Annotated in this window: 13 protein-coding genes and 4 tRNA genes; 5 read left to right on the top strand and 12 right to left on the bottom strand. The window is 44.9% G+C overall.

The features are described from left to right. Positions 1–256: 256 nt before the first annotated feature. The 3 genes from nudC to dnaQ all read right to left on the bottom strand — a co-directional run bounded on the left by nudC (position 257) and on the right by dnaQ (position 4,187). Complete coding sequence (gene nudC, locus AY607_RS00690) at positions 257–1,033, bottom strand: NAD(+) diphosphatase (RefSeq protein ID WP_064101444.1); 777 nt, start codon at positions 1,031–1,033, stop codon at positions 257–259. Then, on the bottom strand, positions 1,033–2,679 hold the full coding sequence (locus AY607_RS00685) for a hypothetical protein (protein ID WP_064101443.1): 1,647 nt from the start codon (positions 2,677–2,679) through the stop codon (positions 1,033–1,035). The genes nudC and AY607_RS00685 overlap by 1 nt, the downstream gene beginning before the upstream one ends. 125 nt (positions 2,680–2,804) lie before the next feature. Further along, complete coding sequence (dnaQ, locus tag AY607_RS00680; RefSeq protein WP_064101442.1) at positions 2,805–4,187, bottom strand: DNA polymerase III subunit epsilon; 1,383 nt, start codon at positions 4,185–4,187, stop codon at positions 2,805–2,807. Between the two features lie 207 nt (positions 4,188–4,394). Between dnaQ and AY607_RS00675 the strand changes: the two genes are divergently transcribed. From AY607_RS00675 to AY607_RS00655, 5 genes are all read left to right on the top strand, one after another. Continuing rightward, the gene (locus AY607_RS00675) at positions 4,395–7,688 is read left to right on the top strand and encodes a lytic transglycosylase (RefSeq protein ID WP_064101441.1); all 3,294 of its coding nucleotides are present in this window, start codon (positions 4,395–4,397) and stop codon (positions 7,686–7,688) included. 10 nt (positions 7,689–7,698) lie between these two features. Beyond that, positions 7,699–9,540 (top strand): extracellular solute-binding protein, encoded by a 1,842-nt coding sequence (locus tag AY607_RS00670; RefSeq protein WP_064101440.1) that lies wholly within the window; start codon positions 7,699–7,701, stop codon positions 9,538–9,540. Between the two features lie 24 nt (positions 9,541–9,564). After that, positions 9,565–10,611, top strand: a complete 1,047-nt coding sequence (yejB, locus tag AY607_RS00665) for a microcin C ABC transporter permease YejB (RefSeq protein WP_064101439.1) — start codon at positions 9,565–9,567, stop codon at positions 10,609–10,611. Beyond that, positions 10,611–11,621, top strand: a complete 1,011-nt coding sequence (locus tag AY607_RS00660) for an ABC transporter permease (RefSeq protein ID WP_064101438.1) — start codon at positions 10,611–10,613, stop codon at positions 11,619–11,621. Before yejB ends, AY607_RS00660 begins: the two co-directional genes overlap by 1 nt. Before the next feature lie 130 nt (positions 11,622–11,751). Next, complete coding sequence (locus AY607_RS00655; RefSeq protein ID WP_064101437.1) at positions 11,752–12,996, top strand: NADH:flavin oxidoreductase/NADH oxidase family protein; 1,245 nt, start codon at positions 11,752–11,754, stop codon at positions 12,994–12,996. 65 nt (positions 12,997–13,061) lie between these two features. On the opposite strand, the gene AY607_RS00650 is transcribed toward AY607_RS00655, so the two are convergent. The 9 genes from AY607_RS00650 to AY607_RS14995 form a co-directional block, all read right to left on the bottom strand. Then, the gene (locus AY607_RS00650) at positions 13,062–14,483 is read right to left on the bottom strand and encodes an iron-containing redox enzyme family protein (protein WP_064101436.1); all 1,422 of its coding nucleotides are present in this window, start codon (positions 14,481–14,483) and stop codon (positions 13,062–13,064) included. Between the two features lie 306 nt (positions 14,484–14,789). Next, positions 14,790–14,865, bottom strand: a tRNA-Glu gene (locus AY607_RS00645). A gap of 46 nt (positions 14,866–14,911) precedes the next feature. Beyond that, positions 14,912–14,987: transfer RNA gene (locus tag AY607_RS00640), tRNA-Glu, on the bottom strand. 24 nt (positions 14,988–15,011) lie between these two features. Continuing rightward, positions 15,012–15,087 (bottom strand) — tRNA-Glu (locus AY607_RS00635). A 131-nt stretch (positions 15,088–15,218) separates the two neighbouring features. Beyond that, positions 15,219–16,124 carry an alpha/beta fold hydrolase gene (locus tag AY607_RS00630; protein ID WP_064095557.1) on the bottom strand — a complete coding sequence of 302 codons (906 nt, stop codon included), beginning with the start codon at positions 16,122–16,124 and terminating at the stop codon, positions 15,219–15,221. A 233-nt stretch (positions 16,125–16,357) separates the two neighbouring features. Next, positions 16,358–17,770 (bottom strand): amino acid permease, encoded by a 1,413-nt coding sequence (locus AY607_RS00625; RefSeq protein ID WP_064101435.1) that lies wholly within the window; start codon positions 17,768–17,770, stop codon positions 16,358–16,360. Between the two features lie 114 nt (positions 17,771–17,884). After that, positions 17,885–17,960 (bottom strand) — tRNA-Glu (locus tag AY607_RS00620). Positions 17,961–18,172: 212 nt separating this feature from the next. Beyond that, positions 18,173–19,603, bottom strand: a complete 1,431-nt coding sequence (locus AY607_RS00615) for an amino acid permease (RefSeq protein ID WP_064101434.1) — start codon at positions 19,601–19,603, stop codon at positions 18,173–18,175. Positions 19,604–19,734: 131 nt separating this feature from the next. After that, the gene (locus AY607_RS14995; protein ID WP_171255251.1) at positions 19,735–19,893 is read right to left on the bottom strand and encodes a hypothetical protein; all 159 of its coding nucleotides are present in this window, start codon (positions 19,891–19,893) and stop codon (positions 19,735–19,737) included. Positions 19,894–19,940: the final 47 nt, after the last annotated feature.

Raw genomic sequence — 19,940 nt, 5'->3', positions numbered from 1 at the left:
GATAAATTAAATACTTTAGTATCAAAATTAACCATCTGAATAATATAAAATTAATTTACTGAGGCTAAAGCTTCATTTCCAGTATGAAAGTTTATTACTTCAAAAAAATATGTAGGTCATGCTTAATCACTTCGGTATGAATCTTTATTGTTTTTTAGCTTAGGTACTTCTAGGTAAAATCAAAGGGTTAAGAGTAACCCAGTATGATACTTTTTTACTCTCGTACACCTTGAAAAATTTACTTTTAAGTACAGGCTTATAGCCAGGTTTTGGTGTCGTCTGCGACGGGCGTGCCTTGAGTCACATGCATGATCATGGCATGGGCAATACTACCTTTGAATGGAATTTCCGGCAGCTGATCGAATTTAAAGAATTGCGCATCGCTAATTTCCTCTTCCTGCAGCTGTAGCTCACCGCCAGCATATTCTGCCTTGAAGGCAATCATCAGGTTGCTTGGAAACGGCCAGGGCTGGCTGGCCAGATACTGAATATTCTTGAGCTTTAAACCGACTTCTTCCAGCGTTTCACGACGTACTGCATCTTCTAGGGTTTCACCCACTTCAACGAAACCGGCAATCAGTCCATACATCTGGCTTTTGGTATTACGTGCATTTTTAGCCAGTAAAATCTCGTCTTTGCCTCGGGTAATGACAGTAATAACGCAAGGCTGTACCCGTGGATACTGGCGATAATTGCAGGATGGACAGACCATGGCATATTCAACAGTATGTGCTTCAGTGGCTGTGCCACAATGACTGCAAAATTTATGGTTACGACGCCATTCTAAAAGCTGTACCGCACGACTAGCCTGTTCAAATTGCTGGGTATTCCAGAACTGTAACAGCTGACGGATGGGAACCAGTTGCAAGCCTGGAGGAATTGGCTCATCGGGAAGGAGGTCACGGGCAATCACCTGATCACCCGTGTGGAGTAGCAAATCACTTGCTAAGGCTTCAACCCGTGGAAGTTGAAAGTGTTGATCGACCAGCAGTTGCTGTTGTTGAAAAATATAAGCAAGTGATAATTTGGACATTAGGCAACTATTTTGAGTTTCTCACTACTGTCCAATGCTACCTGAAACATGGTCTGTAATACAGGCTGTTTGTTCTTTAAGTTATCAATCATCATGTCGGCACTGGCCAGGGTGTCTAGAGCACGATGAATTTCTTCTGGACTTAATGCAATCGACAGATCAATACGGTTCTTGATAAATTCCGCAGTTGTGACGAAGGCAGTACGAACATGTTCTGCATTCAGGAAAAGCATGGCGCCGCCAATCTCGCAAAACTGTACAGGTACAGCTTCAAGGGCAGCCAAGTCCTGGTCTTGCAAGTAATTGCTGAGAATCTGGCTGGAAAGTTCAATCAGTGCCTTGGTTTCAGTGAGTAAAGCAGCATGTGCTTCATCCAGACGGTCCAGGGAAATATTCATGTTGTTGACGCGCAGCTGCAAACGGCTCGAAGTGTGATGACGCTCCAGTACGCCAATCGAGTTCATGGCAGACAGGATGACATTCATCAACTGCTGGGCAAAACTGGCATCTTGCATCATCTCCGGCTGGCTCAGTGTAGCAGCCTGACGGGTCAGGTCATGATAGGCTTCATTCAGGTTCAACACCTTGAAGATATTGGCCAGATTATTTAGTTGAGCCTGTAATTCCTGGGTCTTTTCAGGTGTCATGCTGTGATAGTTGAACTCGATGTCATTACGAATGTGCGCCATTTCTGTGGTCACCAATTCGCTGATGGTATGCATGGTTTCAAAGTCTGGACCATATAGATGGCGACTGAAAACCTGTAGTTGCATATCGGTCAGCAGGTCATCGCTCACATTCAGCTGGCTGCGGATAGACTGTGCAGTTTCATCTTCCTGACTGATACACAGGCTGAGCACATTGGCCAGATCAGCCAATGAAGCCTTGAAACTGTCTGCCGAGCTAAAATACTGTGCCATGTTACGTTCAATGCTCACCAGGGTGCGTAGACGTGGCTCATTAATGAACAGATGCTCGATATTGTTGAAGGCAACATAGACCAGATTCCAGTACTGTTTGCTGCCATCATGCTGTTCGGAAAGTCCAGCCAGATAGGCTCCTACCAGTTTGATGGCTTGCAGATCCAGTTCACTTTCTTCCTGAGTAATCAGCTTGTTCAGTGACAGCTTATACAGGCGGTGTACATATTCGGATTTTTCCAGACCTGGCGCTTGTGGCAATGCAAAGTCAGGAGTAATACAATCCAGTAAGGATTCTACATGCTGGCCTTCAGTTGTCAGCGGTTTACCCAAAGCCAGTTCCAGGCGGTTCAGGGTATCTAGCAAAAATTGTGGAATTTTCACTTCACGCAGGCAGATGAATTCGATATAGCGTTTCAGCATGGTGGTGCCTTCACTCAAGGCAATAACATCCTGAGTATTGACCTGCGCTGGATTCCCCATGATCTTGCGCATCAGTTCTGCTGAATATTGAGCGATTTTTGCCAGACTGGACATGTCGATCAGAGCCAGAACCTGGGCGCATTGTTCAAACTGAGTTAATGCATCATCAATGCCAAAAGGTAAAGTCTGGTCTTCTACCAAGGTGCTTACTGCTGATTCGACTAACTTGATCGAGTTATCAACCTCATTTTTTATTATCAGTAAGGCTGTTGGATCAAAATGTATAGAGGTTTGGTAAGACATGATCTGCACCTTTCCTGAAGTATTATCTATATATGAGCCCCGCTTCAAACTGCGGGACCTCTTTGTATTTACTATAACTGAAGAACGATAGTTTTAAACCTAAAGTATCCCCGGAAATGTAGATTTTATTTCGCGAAAAGGCAAGCAGTTCCATGTTTTTCTTCGAAATGTTTGACCCATTTCTCATGTTCCTGTAATTCCTGTTCTGATGGAAGAATCACGGGCAAATCAATTTCAACTCTAGCCATCCCAGAGCGACTGTTCTGCTCTTCCGACTGAGACAGGGCATCAATATCAAAAGAGACCTGTCCACCGGTCATGGCCAGATAAACATCGGACAGGATTTCCGCATCGAGCAAGGCGCCGTGGAAGGTACGGTCGCGTTGTGGAATCTCGTAACGGCGCACCAGTGCATCCAGCGAGTTTTTCTGCCCGGGATGCTTGGATTTGGCCATTGCTAGGGTGTCGGTGACTTCACAGACCTCGGAGAGCGCTTTAAAACCTGCGCGTTTGAATTCCATATCCAGGAAGTTCATATCGAAGATCGCGTTATGCGCAATAATTTCCGCGCCGTGCAAATAGTCAAATAGCACCTGGGAAATTTCTTCAAACAGCGGTTTGTCTTGCAGGAATTCATCGGTAATACCGTGGACATTGACAGAATCACCGACCGGTTTTTTCGGATTGATATAAATATGAATCGAGCTGCCGGTAAGCTTCCGGTTAATCATCTCAAGGGCACCCACTTCAATGATCCGGTCACCATCCTGATAATAAAAACCGGTAGTTTCGGTATCTAGAATCAATTGACGTGGGCCATGCAGCTGTAACTTGGCCGGTGTAATGACAATTTGCGGGTGTAATTGAGCCGCGGCAGATGCGTCTGAAGATGAAGCATCTTCATTGCTGACCGTTGCTAATTCAGTTTGTACAATTTCTTCAACAGTCACTTCGATGATGGCTTCGGGCAGTTCTTCCAGTTCTTCTTCACTCTCGGCCAGATCCAGACCGAAAGGATCATCTAGCAACCAGTCTGGTTCAGATTTTTTTTTATCTTCAGAAATTGAAGGGCTTTGCTTGGATTTTTTCAGGGTTTCATCGGCACCCAGATTGGCTAACTGATCGGCCATTTCATTACCTGGATGTCCAGCATGGCCTTTAACCCAGTGCCATTCAATTTCTCGTCCCTGACAAACTGCATCCAGTTTTTGCCACAGGTCAGGATTTTTGACGTCTTTCCAGTTTTTCCTCTTCCAGCCATGAATCCATTCGGTAATACCTTGTTTGACATAGTTGGAGTCGGTATAGATCACCAGTTTGTCTTGCTTGTCACAAAACAGAATGCCCTCAATGGCAGCTGTCAGTTCCATGCGGTTGTTGGTGGTATGGTCTTCACCACCATATATTTTGTATTCTTGCTGTTCATTTACAATATATGCCCCCCAACCACCTAAACCCGGGTTGCCGCGGCAGGCGCCATCAACATAAAGTGTGATAGTGTGTGACATAAATTAAATCCGATCAAAATGGAACAAACTGGAAGGGTTATTGTATAGCGCAAATGCAGTCGATCAATCTATATGTTCCGGATTTTTTAATTTCTTGTAACATTTAACGTGAAATCGCGGTAAATTATTGCCTTGTGTCTTCGACATGCTTCACTACAATGGCATATCTAAAAAATAAATTTATATACGAGTTGTTTGGATTTCTTTATGTATAAACCAACCACAATCTTGTGGCAGCCGACATTACCGACTTTTTTGAAATTTTCTGTACTGGGAGCTGCACTTGCGTCTCTGGGACTGACGGGCTGTTCGTCTACACATAATGCGAACCAAACAGCAAAAAGCAAGCAGGTTGGATCTCAATATCTGGATGGCAGCAGTCTGGATGGATTGGAAGATTTACTTTCTGCAACAGATATGCGTGCAGTTGAGGGTGACCGTTTACAGATTTTGAAACATGGTGATGTCTGGAAGCGCATGACTGTAGGTTTCAAGATGAATTTAAGTGTCTGGAATCCACGGATTGATGCACAGCGCGGCTGGTTTATTTCACGTCAGCCTTATCTGGACCGCTTAAGTGCCCGTGCATCACGCTATTTGTATTATACGGTAAAAGAAGCAGAACGCCGTGGCATGCCGACCGAGTTGGCGCTGTTACCGATTATTGAAAGTTCCTATGACCCGGCAGCGACCAGTAGTGCGGCAGCGGCAGGTTTATGGCAGTTTATTCCAAGTACCGGCCGTATTTATGGTTTAAAGCAGACCCCTTTATACGATGGTCGTCGTGATGTCGTGGAATCGACCCGTGCAGCCTATGAGTTTTTGGGCAGTCTGTATAACCAATTTGGTTCCTGGGAATTGGCACTTGCTTCTTATAATGCCGGCCCAGGCCGTATCCAGCAGGCGATAAACCGCAACAAAGCCGCAGGTCTGCCTACCGATTATTGGTCATTGAAATTGCCACAAGAAACCATGAGTTATGTGCCACGTTTCCTGGCAGTTGCACAGATTATTAAAAATCCAGGCAGCTATGGGGTGAGCTTGCCACCGATTGCCAACCGTCCACATTTCCGTGAAGTACCGGTCGGTGTGGCCAGTTTAAATGAAATTGCAGCCATCACTGGTCTAAGCCGTGCAGAGCTGTATCAATTAAACCCTGGTCATCGTGGTGATCATATTGATCCTTCAAGTCCGCGCCGTATTCTGATTCCTGCTGACTTAAGTCCTTCAGTGGATGAGAAGCTGAAAAAATTATCCGGCTCAGGCGGTTTATGGGCGAGTAACACGAGCAGCCTGCCGAGAAATACGACGACAGTGGTGCCCAGCAGAGCTGCACCGCCAGAATTAAATACGAAAACGATTACGCCTTCTAAACAGACTCCGCCAGCGGTTGTTAGTAATCAGCCAGCAACGACCGTTGCCAAAACGACGACTCCGGCAAGAACTGTCACGACCGTACCCGTGGTAACAGCTGCTGTAAGTACGTCGACCACAGCAAATACTGTGACCCAGACCACGAAAAAGGTTTCGACACCTCAAGGCCCATCTGCCTTGGCGAGTTTTGCGGCACAAAGTGATTTGCCTATTCCAAGTGCACCACGTATTCCGGTGGCAGTGACACCTGCCGCACCAGTGAAGCAGATTCAGGTTGAACCACCGATTTCAGCAGCTGAACGTCAGCAAATTCAACAGGTCGTAGCCGCACAGGATATGAACAAGACTGTGGATGAAATTCTGCAGCCTGTCGCAACACTGGCAGAACAGGCTCAGGTGGTTGAGGAGCTAAAAGCGTTGGCACCGGCAGGCACAGAAATTGTTGATCCTTATGACGGCAAAATCAAGCTGACTGCCATTCAAACCAGCCTGTCTGTGGCCGAGCAGCAAGGCAAGGAACTGACCAAAGGCTTCTCTTATCCAAAAGAGGTTGCTGAAAATACCACCGCAAACTCAGTTGAAGCCAAGCTAAATCAGGGCAAAAATTTCGTCAAGACGGATTCTGAAGTGGTAGTGGTCGCTCCAAAAGGCAAACGCAGTACTTATAAGGTTGTAGCAGGCGATAATCTGGCTCTGATTGCAGCTAAAAATGGGGTGAACTGGCGTGATGTGGCGAAATGGAACCAGATTGATCCAAATTCTCCGCTATATGTGGGCACCACCATTTATCTGTATGATGCCAAACCCGTACAAGAAGCAACTGCAACCAAAGAAAAACCGGAAACCTATGTGGTTCAGGCCAATGATTCCCTGACCAGTGTAGCGAATCAGTTTGGTTTTAGTGTGAAACAACTGGCTGATTTTAATGGACTGAGTACCAATAGCGGTCTGTTTGTTGGGCAAAAGCTGTCATTGAAAGATACAGGGCAGTCCAAAGCCAAAGTTGAAGACACGAAAAAAGCTGAAACTGTCAAGGTTCAGACCAAATCCTATACAGTGAAACGTGGTGAGTATCTGAAACTGATTGCCGATCGTTATGGGCTTTCAAATGCTGAACTGGCATCCTTGACTTCAGGTCTGACTGCCGGTAGCAGTCTGATGGTGGGACAGAAAATCAATGTACCACTTCAGGAAGTTGAAGGGCTAACGGCATCTAGCCAGAAAACTGAGCAGAAGTTTGAAAATGTCAAAGTCGATCAGACTGCGACTGAAAACTATCAGGTCAAACGCGGTGAAACCCTGTATAGCATTGCCAGTCAAAGCAAGCTGAGTGTTTCTGAACTGGCTGCATTGAATGGGTTGTCTGCCAATAGTGGTTTACGTATAGGTCAGACCATCAAGATTCCAGCCGGCAGTCAGATCCCTGAAACCTATACGGTTCAAGCGGGTGATACGCTGACCGGCATTGCCGCAAAATACAATCTGTCAATGGACCAGGTGGCGAGCCTGAATGGCATGTCACGTAATGCCGGCTTGCGTGTGGGACAGCGCCTGAAACTCAGTGGTGAAGTTGCTGAACCGGTACGTGAAGTGGTTGCTGAAACTGCGACGAAGAATACAAAATCGGATTCGCATGTGGTGAAGTCAGGTGAAACCTTAAGTTCTATTGCACGTCAGTATCATTTACAACTGAAATATCTGGCAGATTTAAATGGCCTGAATACCAATAGTACGGTGCGTATTGGTCAGCGTTTAAAAATTGAGGGTGACTTTCCGGTAGATAAAAAAGTTGAAGATGTGAAAGTGGCAACTAAGCCTGTAGCTTCTAAGGCAACTGAATCCTATACCGTTAAATCAGGCGAATCCCTGAATGCAATCGCCAGCCGTTTAGGCATAAGCGTGACCGACTTGGCTCAATTAAATAATCTAAGTCCACGCGCAGGATTAAGGGTCAGTCAAACCATTCAGATTCCAAAACTGGTGACTGATTATAAAGTCAAACGCGGTGATACCTTAATCGGTCTGGCTTCACGCTATGGTATGAACAGCAATGAACTGGCGGAAATGAATGATCTCAAACCGAATACGCAATTGCGTATTGGCGATGTGATTAAAGTACCGAATTAATGAATGGATCATGAGATTCGCTCATTTATTTAAAACTTTCAGGTTGATCTGGCTAGCCCCGCTGCTCGTGAGTAGCAGTTGGGCAGCCCTGATCACCACCCCATATATCGCGCTATATAACCAGCCGAAATATGCCCAGGCCAAATCCCTGCCTTATGCCAATCCGCAAGCGCCCAAAGGCGGTACGCTGATTCTGGCAGCTGATGGCAGTTTCGATAATTTGAACAGCATGAATGGCAAGGGCAATGTCACTGAAGGGATCAACTATATTTTTGACAGTTTGCTGTCCAAGTCACTGGATGAGCCCGGTGTGTACTATCCCTTGCTGGCAGAAAAAGTCAGTTTTGACCCCAAGAAAACCGCCTTTATTATTTTTCATTTAAATCCGAAAGCACGGTTTAGCAATGGCCAGCCGGTAACTGCACAAGATGTCAAATACAGTTTTGAACTGTTTCAGACCCAGTCCAATTTTGGACTGCAGATGTATCTGGCTGATTTAAACCGGCTGGAAGTCCTGTCACCTTTACAGGTCAAAATGCATTTTAAATCCGGACATAATCCGGAAATGGCGATGATTGTCGCGCAGATGCCCATTTATTCTAAACAGGAATGGCAAAAGCGTAATTTTAAAGAATTGACGCTGAAACCGATGCTGGGTTCAGGACCTTATGTCATTGAACACATAGATGCTGGACGTAGTATTAGCTACAAACGCAATCCCCGATACTGGGGTAAAGACTTGATGGTCAACCGCGGACGTTATAATTTTGACCGGATCAAGTATCGTTATTATCGTAGTCCTGAAATCAAGTTCGAAGCTTTCAAGTCGGGCCAATTTACCTTGCATGAGGAAAAACAGGTCAACCGCTGGGTGAAAGACTACCAGTTTCCCGCCGTTCGGCAAGGACAGGTGCAGCGTTACCGCTTTCAGCATCACAACCCGATTCCGACCCAAAGTCTGATATTCAATACCCGTCGTCAGCCTTTTGCCGATATCCGTTTCCGCCAAGCCTTGAGTTTTGCCTATGACTTTGAATGGCTGAATAAAGCCATGTTCTATGGTGAATATCAGCGCCTGAACAGCTTTTTTTCCAATAGCGAGCTTGCATCTCATGGACGGCCAAGTGTTCAAGAACTGCACATTTTGAAACCCCATTTAAAGCAGCTTGATCCGGTTCAACGTCAGGCGGTACTTGAGGACTGGAAATATCCTCAGTCAGATGCCTCCGGTTTTAACCGGAACAATCTGTTAAAGGCCCGTCAATTGCTATTAAAGGCAGGCTATCGTTATCAACAGGGGAAGTTGGTCAATGCTGCGGGTCAACCGGTACAGATTGAGTTCCTGTTACATCAGGCGGAACAGCAGCGTGATCTGATGCCATATCTGCGTCATTTAAAACGCTTGGGCATTCAGGCCAGCATTCGTATGGTAGAAACCGCGCAATATTATGAACGGCTGCGGAATTATCAGTTTGATATGATTGTCGATACCATGCCGCAATCCCTGACACCGGGGCAGGAGCAGAAACAGTTCTGGGGCAGTCAGGCCGCCACGCAGCCAGGTAATTATAATTATGCCGGCATTCGAAATCCGGCCATTGATGCCGTCATTCAGCAGGTGACACAGGCTCAAAACCGTGAACAGCTGGTGAATAGTACCCGAGCATTAGACCGTTTACTGCGTGCAGGCTATTATCATATTCTGACTTATGGTACGGGCGAATACTGGTATGCTTACTGGAATATGTATCAGCAGCCGCAACGAAAACCTAAACTCTCCGCCGGGATTGACTACTGGTGGGTCGATACGGCAAAGGCCAGACATGTGGCTGATTATTTCAAACAGCATTAAGCTCCAAGCCTATCAGGGAGTGCCATGAGCACTTATATTCTCAAACGTCTGTTGCTGATGATTCCAACCTTGCTGATCATTTTGCTGATCAATTTCATGGTGATCCAGCTGGCACCCGGTGGTCCGGTGGAGCAGGCGATTTATCAGGCGCAACAGGTCAATGGTTTGGCGCATACCGGATTGCAGTATCAGGGAAAGCAAGGCCTCACACCCGAGATGCTTGAGCAGATTAATATCCAATACGGCTTTGACCAGCCGCTGCATATCCGCTTTTGGGAAATGGTAACGCGTTATGCGCAGTTTGATCTGGGGCAGAGTTTTTTCAAAGACAAGCCTGTGACTGAACTCATCTGGGAAAAATTGCCAGTATCGCTTTCTTTAGGCCTGTGGAGTACCTTGCTGATTTATCTGGTCTCCATTCCTTTAGGGATCAGTAAAGCCCGCAAACATGGCAGTCTGTTTGATCAGACCACCTCTCTAGTGTTGGCCGTGGGCTATGCCATTCCAGCCTTTATTTTTGCTATTTTACTCATCGTATTTTTTGCTGGCGGGTCTTATCTGCACTGGTTTCCCTTGCAGGGCATTCGCTCTGAAAATTTTGCAGAACTCTCATTCTTTGCGAAAATTCAGGATTATTTCTGGCATATGGCCTTGCCGCTGTTGGCCATGGTGCTTGGCGGATTTGCCAGTTTGACTTATCTGGTGAAATTTTCCTTTGTGGAAGAACTGAGCAAGCAATATGTTCTGGCAGCGCGGGCAAAGGGTTTAACTGAACATGCAGTGCTGTATCGGCATGTATTCCGGAATGCCATTTTAGTGCTTATAGCAGGTTTGCCCGAAGTTCTGATCGGGGTGTTTTTCGTGGGCAACCTGTTTATCGAGATTATCTTTAATCTGGATGGGTTAGGTGTTTTAGGGTTTGAGGCGATTATCCAGCGTGACTATCCGGTTATTTTTGGTACTTTGTTTATTTTCACCTTGCTCGGTCTGATACTGCGTTTACTCAGCGATTTGCTGTATCAGCTGATAGATCCACGGATTCATTTCAGTTCACGTCGAGGATCACAATAATGTCTTCCTTGATGCAAGCACGCTGGCAACGTTTTAAGCAGTATAAGCTGGGCTTTAGTTGCTTCATTATTTTCAGTGCTATTTTCATTATTTCCTTGGGTGCAGAACTGATTGCTAACGATAAGCCCTTGCTGGTGAAATATGATCATGCTTTTTATTTGCCCATCCTGAAATCCTATCCGGAAACCACGTTTGGTGGAGTACTTGAGACAGAAGCAGAATATAAAGATCCCGCTGTACAGCAACTGATTGCAGAAAAAGGCTGGGCGATCTGGCCCATCATTCCATTTTCCTATCAAACGCCAAATTTTGAACTGGCTGAACCGGTGCCTTCGCCACCGAGTGCGCAAAACTGGCTGGGAACAGATGATCAGGGCCGTGATGTTCTGGCACGGATTCTATATGGCTTAAGGATTTCATTACTGTTTGGTTTTGCTCTGACTTTATTGTCTGCGGCGTTGGGAATTTTAGCAGGAGCAATTCAGGGTTATTATGGTGGATGGATTGACCTGATCGGGCAACGCATACTCGAAGTCTGGAGCGGTTTGCCGATGCTGTTTATGGTGATGGTACTGGTCAGTCTGTTTACCCCGAGTATTTACTGGCTATTTCTGATCATGCTGTTATTTGGCTGGACCACACTGGTGAGTATGGTGCGCGCTGAGTTTTTGCGCGCCAGAAATCTGGAATATGTCTGGGCAGCAAGAAGTATCGGGGCTGGGGATGGACGGATCATGTTCAAACATATTCTCCCCAATGTGATAGGTTCTAGCCTGTCACAGTTACCTTTTATGCTAACTGCCAATATTACTGCACTGACGGCTCTGGATTTTTTAGGGTATGGTTTGCCACCCGATTCGGCATCCCTAGGGGAACTCTTGCTTCAGGCCAAAAACAACTTAAATGCGCCGTGGCTGGCATTGTCGGGATTCTTTAGTTTGGCGATTGTACTGAGTTTGCTGATCTATATGGGAGAAGCAGTACGGGATGCTTTTGATCCAAGAAACTAAATCACAAAAATCTTTAACCATGAAAAAATAAGCAGATAAAAATTGTGTAAATTTGACAAGACTGATTGTCAATTGTTCTGGCTTACGTTATAAACGAGTACAAAATAAAAGTAACGTATCAGGACAGATCATGACTCAATTGGCCGATTCCATTCAAATTCGCAATACCACTTTTAAAAACCGCATCATTAAAGGTGCCATGAGTGAAGCACTGGCCAATGATGCCGGCCAGCCCAATCAGGCGCATTTCAAGTTGTATGAAGCATGGGCCGAAGGTGGCTTGGGTTGTGCTATTACGGGTAATGTCATGGTGGATTATCGTGCCAAGAATGAACCGGGCGTCGTAGTGGTAGAAACAGAACGTGATCTGGCACAGCTCAAAGTCTGGGCTGACGTAGGCAAACAGCATGGCATGGTACAATTGGTCCAGTTGTCACATCCGGGCCGCCAGTGTCCTAAAGGTCTGAATAAAGAAACAGTTGCACCGTCCGCAGTACCCTTTAGTCCGGCATTGGCAATGAGCTTTGGAACCCCACGGGAACTGCGTGAAGATGAAATCCTAGATATTATCCAGCGCTTTGCCACTTCGGCTGCCATCTGTGAAAAAGCAGGATTTGAGGGGGTGCAGTTGCATGGGGCACATGGTTATCTGATTAGCCAGTTTCTGTCACCGCTGACCAATAAGCGTCAGGATCAATGGGGTGGTAGTATTGAGAATCGTACCCGTTTCTTGCTGCAAACCTATCAGGCTGTTCGTACTGCGACTTCGGAAAATTTTATTATTTCAGTCAAGCTGAATTCAGCTGATTTCCAGCGCGGTGGTATTAGCGAAGAAGATGTCATTTATGTCTTTAAGGCGATGGACGCTGCAGGCATCGACATCATTGAAGTGTCAGGTGGTAGCTATGAAGCACCTGCGATGGCCGGCGTGAAAGCAGACAAGCGCAAGGCCTCGACCATTGCCCGTGAAGCCTATTTCCTCGATTTTGCCGAAAAAATTCGTCAGGAAGTAAAGTGCCATATCATGGTCACTGGTGGATTCCGAACAGTTGAAGGCATGAATGCCGCGCTCGACAGTGGTGCTTGTGATTTTGTCGGGATTGCACGTCCCTTTGCGGTAGAACCTGACTTGGGCAATCGTCTGGTTGCAGGGCAGGATGTACGTTATGCAGTTGAGAAAATTAAAACCGGTATTCCAATGGTCGACAAGATGGCGATTATGGAAATCATCTGGTATGCCGCGCAGTTTAAGGAAATTGCCAAAGGCAAGCAGCCTAATCCGAAACTCTCACCACTAAAAGTCTTTTTGCAGTATCTGAAAGGCAATGTCAAAGCGGTGATCAAGGGACAATTAAACTCGCGAAAATCGGCTTAATCTTTATTAAAAAACCGGACACTGCAAATGTCCGGTTTTTTTAATTTCTGGCACTTAGGGGGGCTTTAGGAGTAATGCATCGCCTGGGTCTGAAAAGGAAATAATAACTGACTTAACTGACGAGTCGCCCATAAGCCTATTTCGGTATGATGCATATGCGGTGCAGTATAAGGAATCAGTAAATCAATTTTCTGTTCAGCACCCTCACAGCGCATGAAGCGGCTTTTTAACTGATTTAAGCGCTGCTGGTCCATACGGCTCATTGCAGGTTCAATTTTTGCTTGTGATGGGGCTGCACTACGTGAGGACAGGCGAGTTGCCAAGCCTGCACCCTGAATCCAGTCTTTAATAATCTGTTTTTCGGTCGCATTAAAGACCCCAAACATTTTACCTTCCGGATGATCGATCATTTTCCAGAAGCGACTTTGTTCTACTGGCGCATCTTTCACGATCCAGCCTTTTTCAATCATCACCTGCAAAAACTCGGCAATCTGGGCAGGATCGGATAACCAGTCATTGATGGTCTTGCCACTAAACTGGCATTTCTGATTATGAATATATTGGCCAATCAGGGCCTTGTTCTGGAAAACTTTTAAAGCCATCTGCTCAATGTCCAGTTCCCGGATGATTTGGGAAGAACTTTTACCAAGGTCATTTAGAACATAGCCTTTTTTAATCAGATCCAGATAAGCGTGTGGATCTTCAGCATGATTAAAATGCTGGATAAATGCTTGCAGGGATTTCTGCGCATGACCATTGTGAGCATTATCAATAGTAATGTGCACATTGAAATAATGCGGATCAATACCCAGTTCAGCCAGTTCATAATTGGTGATTAACAGATGCAGCGGTAACTGTTCATAACCGAGATTAAAGCCAATGACCAGAGGTAAATATTTGGCCGGGGCATAAGCCAGTGCCAACTGTACGGCAGCCTGTTCATAGTAACTGTCATCCAGATGCTCGGCATAACTGTTCAGCTCATAATGACTTAACACGTCCTGATACATGGTGACATGATTGGCACGCGGATGCCCTAAGCCAAGCTCTTCGAGATAGATGTAAATCAAATCTTTCAGCTCGGGCTGATTGCAATTCGGTACGGTCGAATATAACCAAGCACCATCGACCAGCTTGACTGGTGCAACTTTTGCCAGGAATTCGAAAGCATGGGAAACCGTAGGAAAATATTCCCGGGCTTGGTGCTGTTTCCGGCGATTGACATAGGCCTGGAAAGTCGTACAAACCTGATGATGTTGTTCTAGAAGATGCTGTTCAACCTGTGCAGGCTGATCTAACCATCCGAGAGTATTAATCTTTAAATTTTTAATCAGATCACTCAAATAAGATTCGGCTTGTTCGGTTTTGGCATACATCGAAATTTCAGTATCTTGAAAAAAGTCGACCCACTCCTTAAAGCTTTTAAATTGAAAATTATGATTTTTATTCGGCGATAAAGGTAAACTTAACTCTGTGCTGAAGAACATAATCTGATCCTTGCAGATTTCTTTTATTTACCTTAACGTGAGCTCTAAACTCAGGGTGTTGAATTTTTGTTCTAATTTATTGATGTATTGCTTTAAATGAAAATGAACGGATATTTCTGTGCATAGAAATGTAAAAAAATACAAATTATAAAATTAAGAATAGGTTGGCATTCAGGAAAGTAACCGCAGAATTTGAACGAGCGGTAAAAATAGAATTGAGGTTTCTAAGTGGGTAAAAAAAAGCTCAGGTCGCAATGCCTGAGCTTTTTTGTGAGAAGATCATTTATAAGATAATCATCTCGAATATGGCGTCCCTACGGGGATTCGAACCCCGGTTACCGCCGTGAAAGGGCGATGTCCTAGGCCTCTAGACGATAGGGACAGTACAGAAGATAAATTTTAAAACCCTTACTTTTAGCTGGAAGTAATGGCGTCCCTACGGGGATTCGAACCCCGGTTACCGCCGTGAAAGGGCGATGTCCTAGGCCTCTAGACGATAGGGACTTAATAAAATGTACTTCTGAAAATTGGCGTCCCTACGGGGATTCGAACCCCGGTTACCGCCGTGAAAGGGCGATGTCCTAGGCCTCTAGACGATAGGGACGTTTCAGAGGTGGGCGTATAATAGGGTGAAAACAGGGGGGTGTCAAACGCATTTCCATAAAAAAAATGATTTTACGGGTTGAGTGCGTAAATTTAAAACAATCTTATGGAAATAGGGGAAAATTACCCGAATTAAGCAGGATTTTTAAGCAATTCCAGCATGGCAGTTAATACTTTCGGATGCTGTAAATAACCTTCAACGTCATGTGGGCGTTCCACAAAAGTACGAATTTCCTGATTGATAATGTTAGGTTGAAAGTTAAAAGGGCTTTTTGAGAGTGGAAATGCAGTGAGAAAATCATCAGGTGAATAAAAATTTATCCAATCGCCTGAAATGGCAGCAGGTCGTGTGATCGGTTGCTGGAGATGGGCTTGGATGACCCGAAATGCCAGCGGTGATCCGAGGGTAATAAAACGTTTAATATTCAGTTCCGGGTGCTCAATCAAATAATTATAGGCAATCACGGTGCCAAGCGAATGTGCCACTACAATCTGTGGTTTGCTGCTATATAGTTGATGATGAATGCGAAGGTGAACTTCCTGCATAAACTCTGGATTGGCCAAGTAAAGATAAGTTTCCTGTAAAAATTTTTGCAACAAACTGGCATGCAAGCGGGGAAAATAATTAAGGAGTATCACAAAATCGCGTAAAGCAATATCCTTGCTTAACGCTGTGATGAACCTCAGTTTCTGGTTGAACTTGAGTGCGTCATCAAGGTTCAATTGTGGGACGTCACAAATTTGATTGATACGCTGATCTACAGGTGGCGTGGGTTGCCGCTGAACTGGATGCAGGAAGGGAAAATGCGGCCACTGCTGTGGCATTAAAATATTTCCACTAAGCAGATTACGCAAATGATGCTGAGAGAGTAAATCTCCATAAAAAGGGATGCGGATATGCCGTTTTAAATAAGTGAAACGAGCTTGCTGGTGCGAATTTTTGCGCAGGCCTTTTTTGAGAAGATGCAGCCAGTGTTGCCGTAATGAAGTAGCTGTATAATCTTGCTTGTTCATGCCATGAATAAAAACAATTTTCATCGATGCCTCACTGAGACCGACAGTTTTATACCCATAGTATAAAAATCTTGCCTCAGCTGAACCGGCGCTTCTTGTAGTATTAATGTTTTAAATTTTTTTGATAAAACAAGGATTAACAGACATATGTATATTTATGGGAACAGATAAAAGCAAAGCAGGAAATGTATAGATTTGAATTAAAGATATATTGACAAAAAGAGCAGCCGGAGCTGCTCTTTTATGTGCTTTAAGATTTAAGCTTTATTGTGATAGAACTTGTAGTAACTTGCATAACATAACGCGATAAATATCAGACAGCCTATGAAGCTGATCCGCATTGATGGATCAAAGACCATACTGATACAGGTAATAAAACAGAACACAAAGCCCAGGATTGGCACAATCGGGAACAATGGTGCAGCGAAGCCCAGTTCTTTGGCAGTATGACCTTGTTTATACCACTGACGACGGAAGTTGAACTGGCTTAAGCAGATACTCATCCAGACCACCACCATGGTAAACGCCGCGACGCCCAGCAAGTTGGTAAAGATAGTCTCTGGCGCAAACTGTTCAGACAATAAACCTGGCAATGCACCCAGCATAGTTACCATGACTGCAATATACGGTACACCGCGAGCATTGAGTCTTGAGAATATTGCAGGCAACTGTTTGCTATATGACAATGACCACATCATACGTGAAGCAGCAAACAGGCCCGAGTTGGCAGCAGACAGCAATGCAGTGATAATCACAAAACGGATGATATCTTCAGCATAAGGAATACCAATATGCTGAAATACTGTTACGAATGGACTGCTACTTACGCCTTCCGCAGCTAAGCCCGCTTCCTGATGCGGAAGTAAAGCTGTTACCACAATAATCGTACCTACAAAGAAAATTAATAAGCGGAAAATCGCAGTATTAATCGCTTTAGGAACATTTTTGGCAGGGTTTTCAGTCTCACCCGCAGCCACACCAATCAACTCGGTGCCAGAGAAGGCGAAGTTCACAATCAGCATCGTCGCAAAAATCGGGAACAGACCTTCAGGGAACCAGCCCTGTGCAGTCAGATTGGTAAATAAAGGAGCGGCTTCATATCCCTGATAGCCCAAAACACCAAATATGGCCAATAGGCCTAAAAGAATAAAAGCAACAACCGTGACCACTTTGACCAGTGCCAGCCAGAATTCGGATTCGGCAAACCAGCGGGTTGAAATCATATTTAGACTAAATACGAATACACCAAAGATAATGGTCCATAACCACATGGAAATATCCGGGAACCATTCCTGCATCAGCAAGGCAGCTGCAGTAAATTCAGTTCCGAGAGTGACCGACCACGTCAGCCAGTATAACCAGGTGATGGTATAGCCTGTACCTGGTCCGATATAACGTTTGGCATAAGCGCCAAATGAACCAGATTCTGGCATGTGGACGGCAAGTTCGCCCAAACATAGCATCACCATGTACGCGATAATACCGCCCAGGAGATAAGCGAGAATGGCACCTACAGGCCCCGTTTGTGCAATGACTTCACCCGACCCTAAAAATAGGCCTGTTCCGATTGCGCCACCCAGCGAAATCATGACCAGATGTCGTGTACTCATAGCGCGTTTTAAAGGCGCAGAATTGCCCTGATGCGTAGCATCATTCGGAGATGAGTGCATAGGAAATAAGAAATACTTCAAAGGAATGAAGCGAGCTATTGTAGTGAAAAACTACAAATCTGCAATCGAATAATAGTAATTTCGAATAAGGTCTGATCGTATGAGATCAATAGATGGCGTCCCTACGGGGATTCGAACCCCGGTTACCGCCGTGAAAGGGCGATGTCCTAGGCCTCTAGACGATAGGGACGTTGTGAGGTGATGCGTATATTAAGGATTAAGCCGGGTTTTGTCAAAAGGGTTTTTGCTAAAATTCATTTAACAGTTTAAACATTAGGCAAAACAAAAACTTTATTTTATTAAGATATTATTTTCTGAACAGATTTGCAGATTATAAAAAATAAACCCAATCGAAATTGGGTTTATTAAAGAGAGAAAAATCTCTATACCGAAGTCTAAAAATTAAGCTTTTTTATGATAGAGCCAGTAATAACTTGCATAACATGCCGCCATAAACAGTAAGCAGCCAATAAAACCGGACAGCATTTCAGGATCAGCCGCCATACTTAATCCCGTTGCGGTACAGCATACAAAACCTAAAATTGGTACAAGTGGAAACCATGGGGTACGGAATTTAAGATCAGACAGCGCATGACCAGATTTGAGCCACTGGCGACGGAAATTAAACTGGCTCCAACAAATGCTCATCCAGACAATGACCATAGTGAATGCGGCAACACCCATCAGGTTCTTAAAGATCACATCAGCACCGAACTGTTCAGACAGTAAGCCCGGTAAACCCCCAATCATGGTTACCCAAACCGCAATATAAGGCACACCTGATTTACTGACTTTAGCAAATATTCGGGGCAAATGATTTTTTGAAGAAAGTGCCCACATCATACGTGAAGCAGCATATAGGCCGGAGTTTGCAGTAGAAAGCAGGGCAGTGATAATCACAAAACGGATAAAGTCTTCTGCATAGGGAATGCCCATCTGGGTAAATACCGATACAAATGGACTGCTACTCAGGCCACCATGACCACCGACTTGCAGACCTGCATCAGTATAAGATAGTAGTGAGCTGATAACGATAATGGTGCCGACAAAGAAAATAATCAGACGCCATACCGCAGCATGAATCGCCTTAGGTACATTTTTCTCGGGATTTTCAGTTTCACCTGCAGCGATTCCGATCATCTCTGTACCGTTAAAGGCAAAGTTTACGATCAGAAGGGTGGTAAATAGGGGAATCAAGCCATTCGGCAACCAGCCATGCTCGGTCAGATTGCTAAACAGTGGTGCAGATTCATAGCCGTGGAAAGGAATAAATCCAAAAATACACGCAAAACCCAGAATGATGAAAATCAATACAGTGGCGACTTTAATCATTGATAACCAGAATTCAGACTCGGCAAAGGTGCGGGTTGAACTCAGGTTGGATAACAGGACCCCGCCAGCAAAGATTAATGTCCATAACCAGATAGAAGTTTGCGGGAACCACTCCTGCATCAGAATGGCAGCGGCCGTAAATTCTGTACCCAAGGTCGCGGACCAACCCAGCCAGTACATCCAAGACACCATATAGCCGGTACCCGGACCGATATAATTTGTGGCGAATGCACCAAAGGAGCCGGATACTGGCAAATGTACTGCCAGTTCACCCAGGCAGAGCATGACCATATAAGCGATCAAGCCACCAATAATATAGGCCAGTACGGCACCGAGCGGACCAGCCTGGGAAATCACTTCACCTGAGCCCATAAACAGCCCGGTACCAATCGCACCACCCAGAGAAAGCATGATCAGATGGCGTGTGCCCATGGCACGTTTTAACGACGGAGTTTGACCCTCAACAGACGAATGCTGTGAAGGTGGAGAGGGAGATTGCATAACTAAATCGAGAGAGGAGATTCAAAAGAGGTATTTTAGTTTTAATTATATGAAATATCATATAAATTGAAATTTCCCCATAAAGTTATTTTTTAATTTAAAAAATAAATCTTTGAAAAGATCACTCAAAATTAGTGATCTGGAGTTTGATATTGCTCAGGCTGAGAGTTTTCAGCTGGCGTTGTCACTGTCTCAGTCTCCGCAGTATGGTTATCATCACGGTTGACGATATAGAGATATAGCGCGGATGGGGCTAAAATCAGTAAAACCAGTAAGATCTTTTTTAACATGACACAAAGGCACAATATGAAATCGCATTAATTATAGCCTAAGCAAA

Origin of the sequence: Acinetobacter sp. SFA (genome assembly GCF_001647535.1) — a bacterium.
Taxonomy (GTDB): domain Bacteria; phylum Pseudomonadota; class Gammaproteobacteria; order Pseudomonadales; family Moraxellaceae; genus Acinetobacter; species Acinetobacter pecorum.
This window is presented reverse-complemented; position numbering and strand designations above follow the sequence as displayed.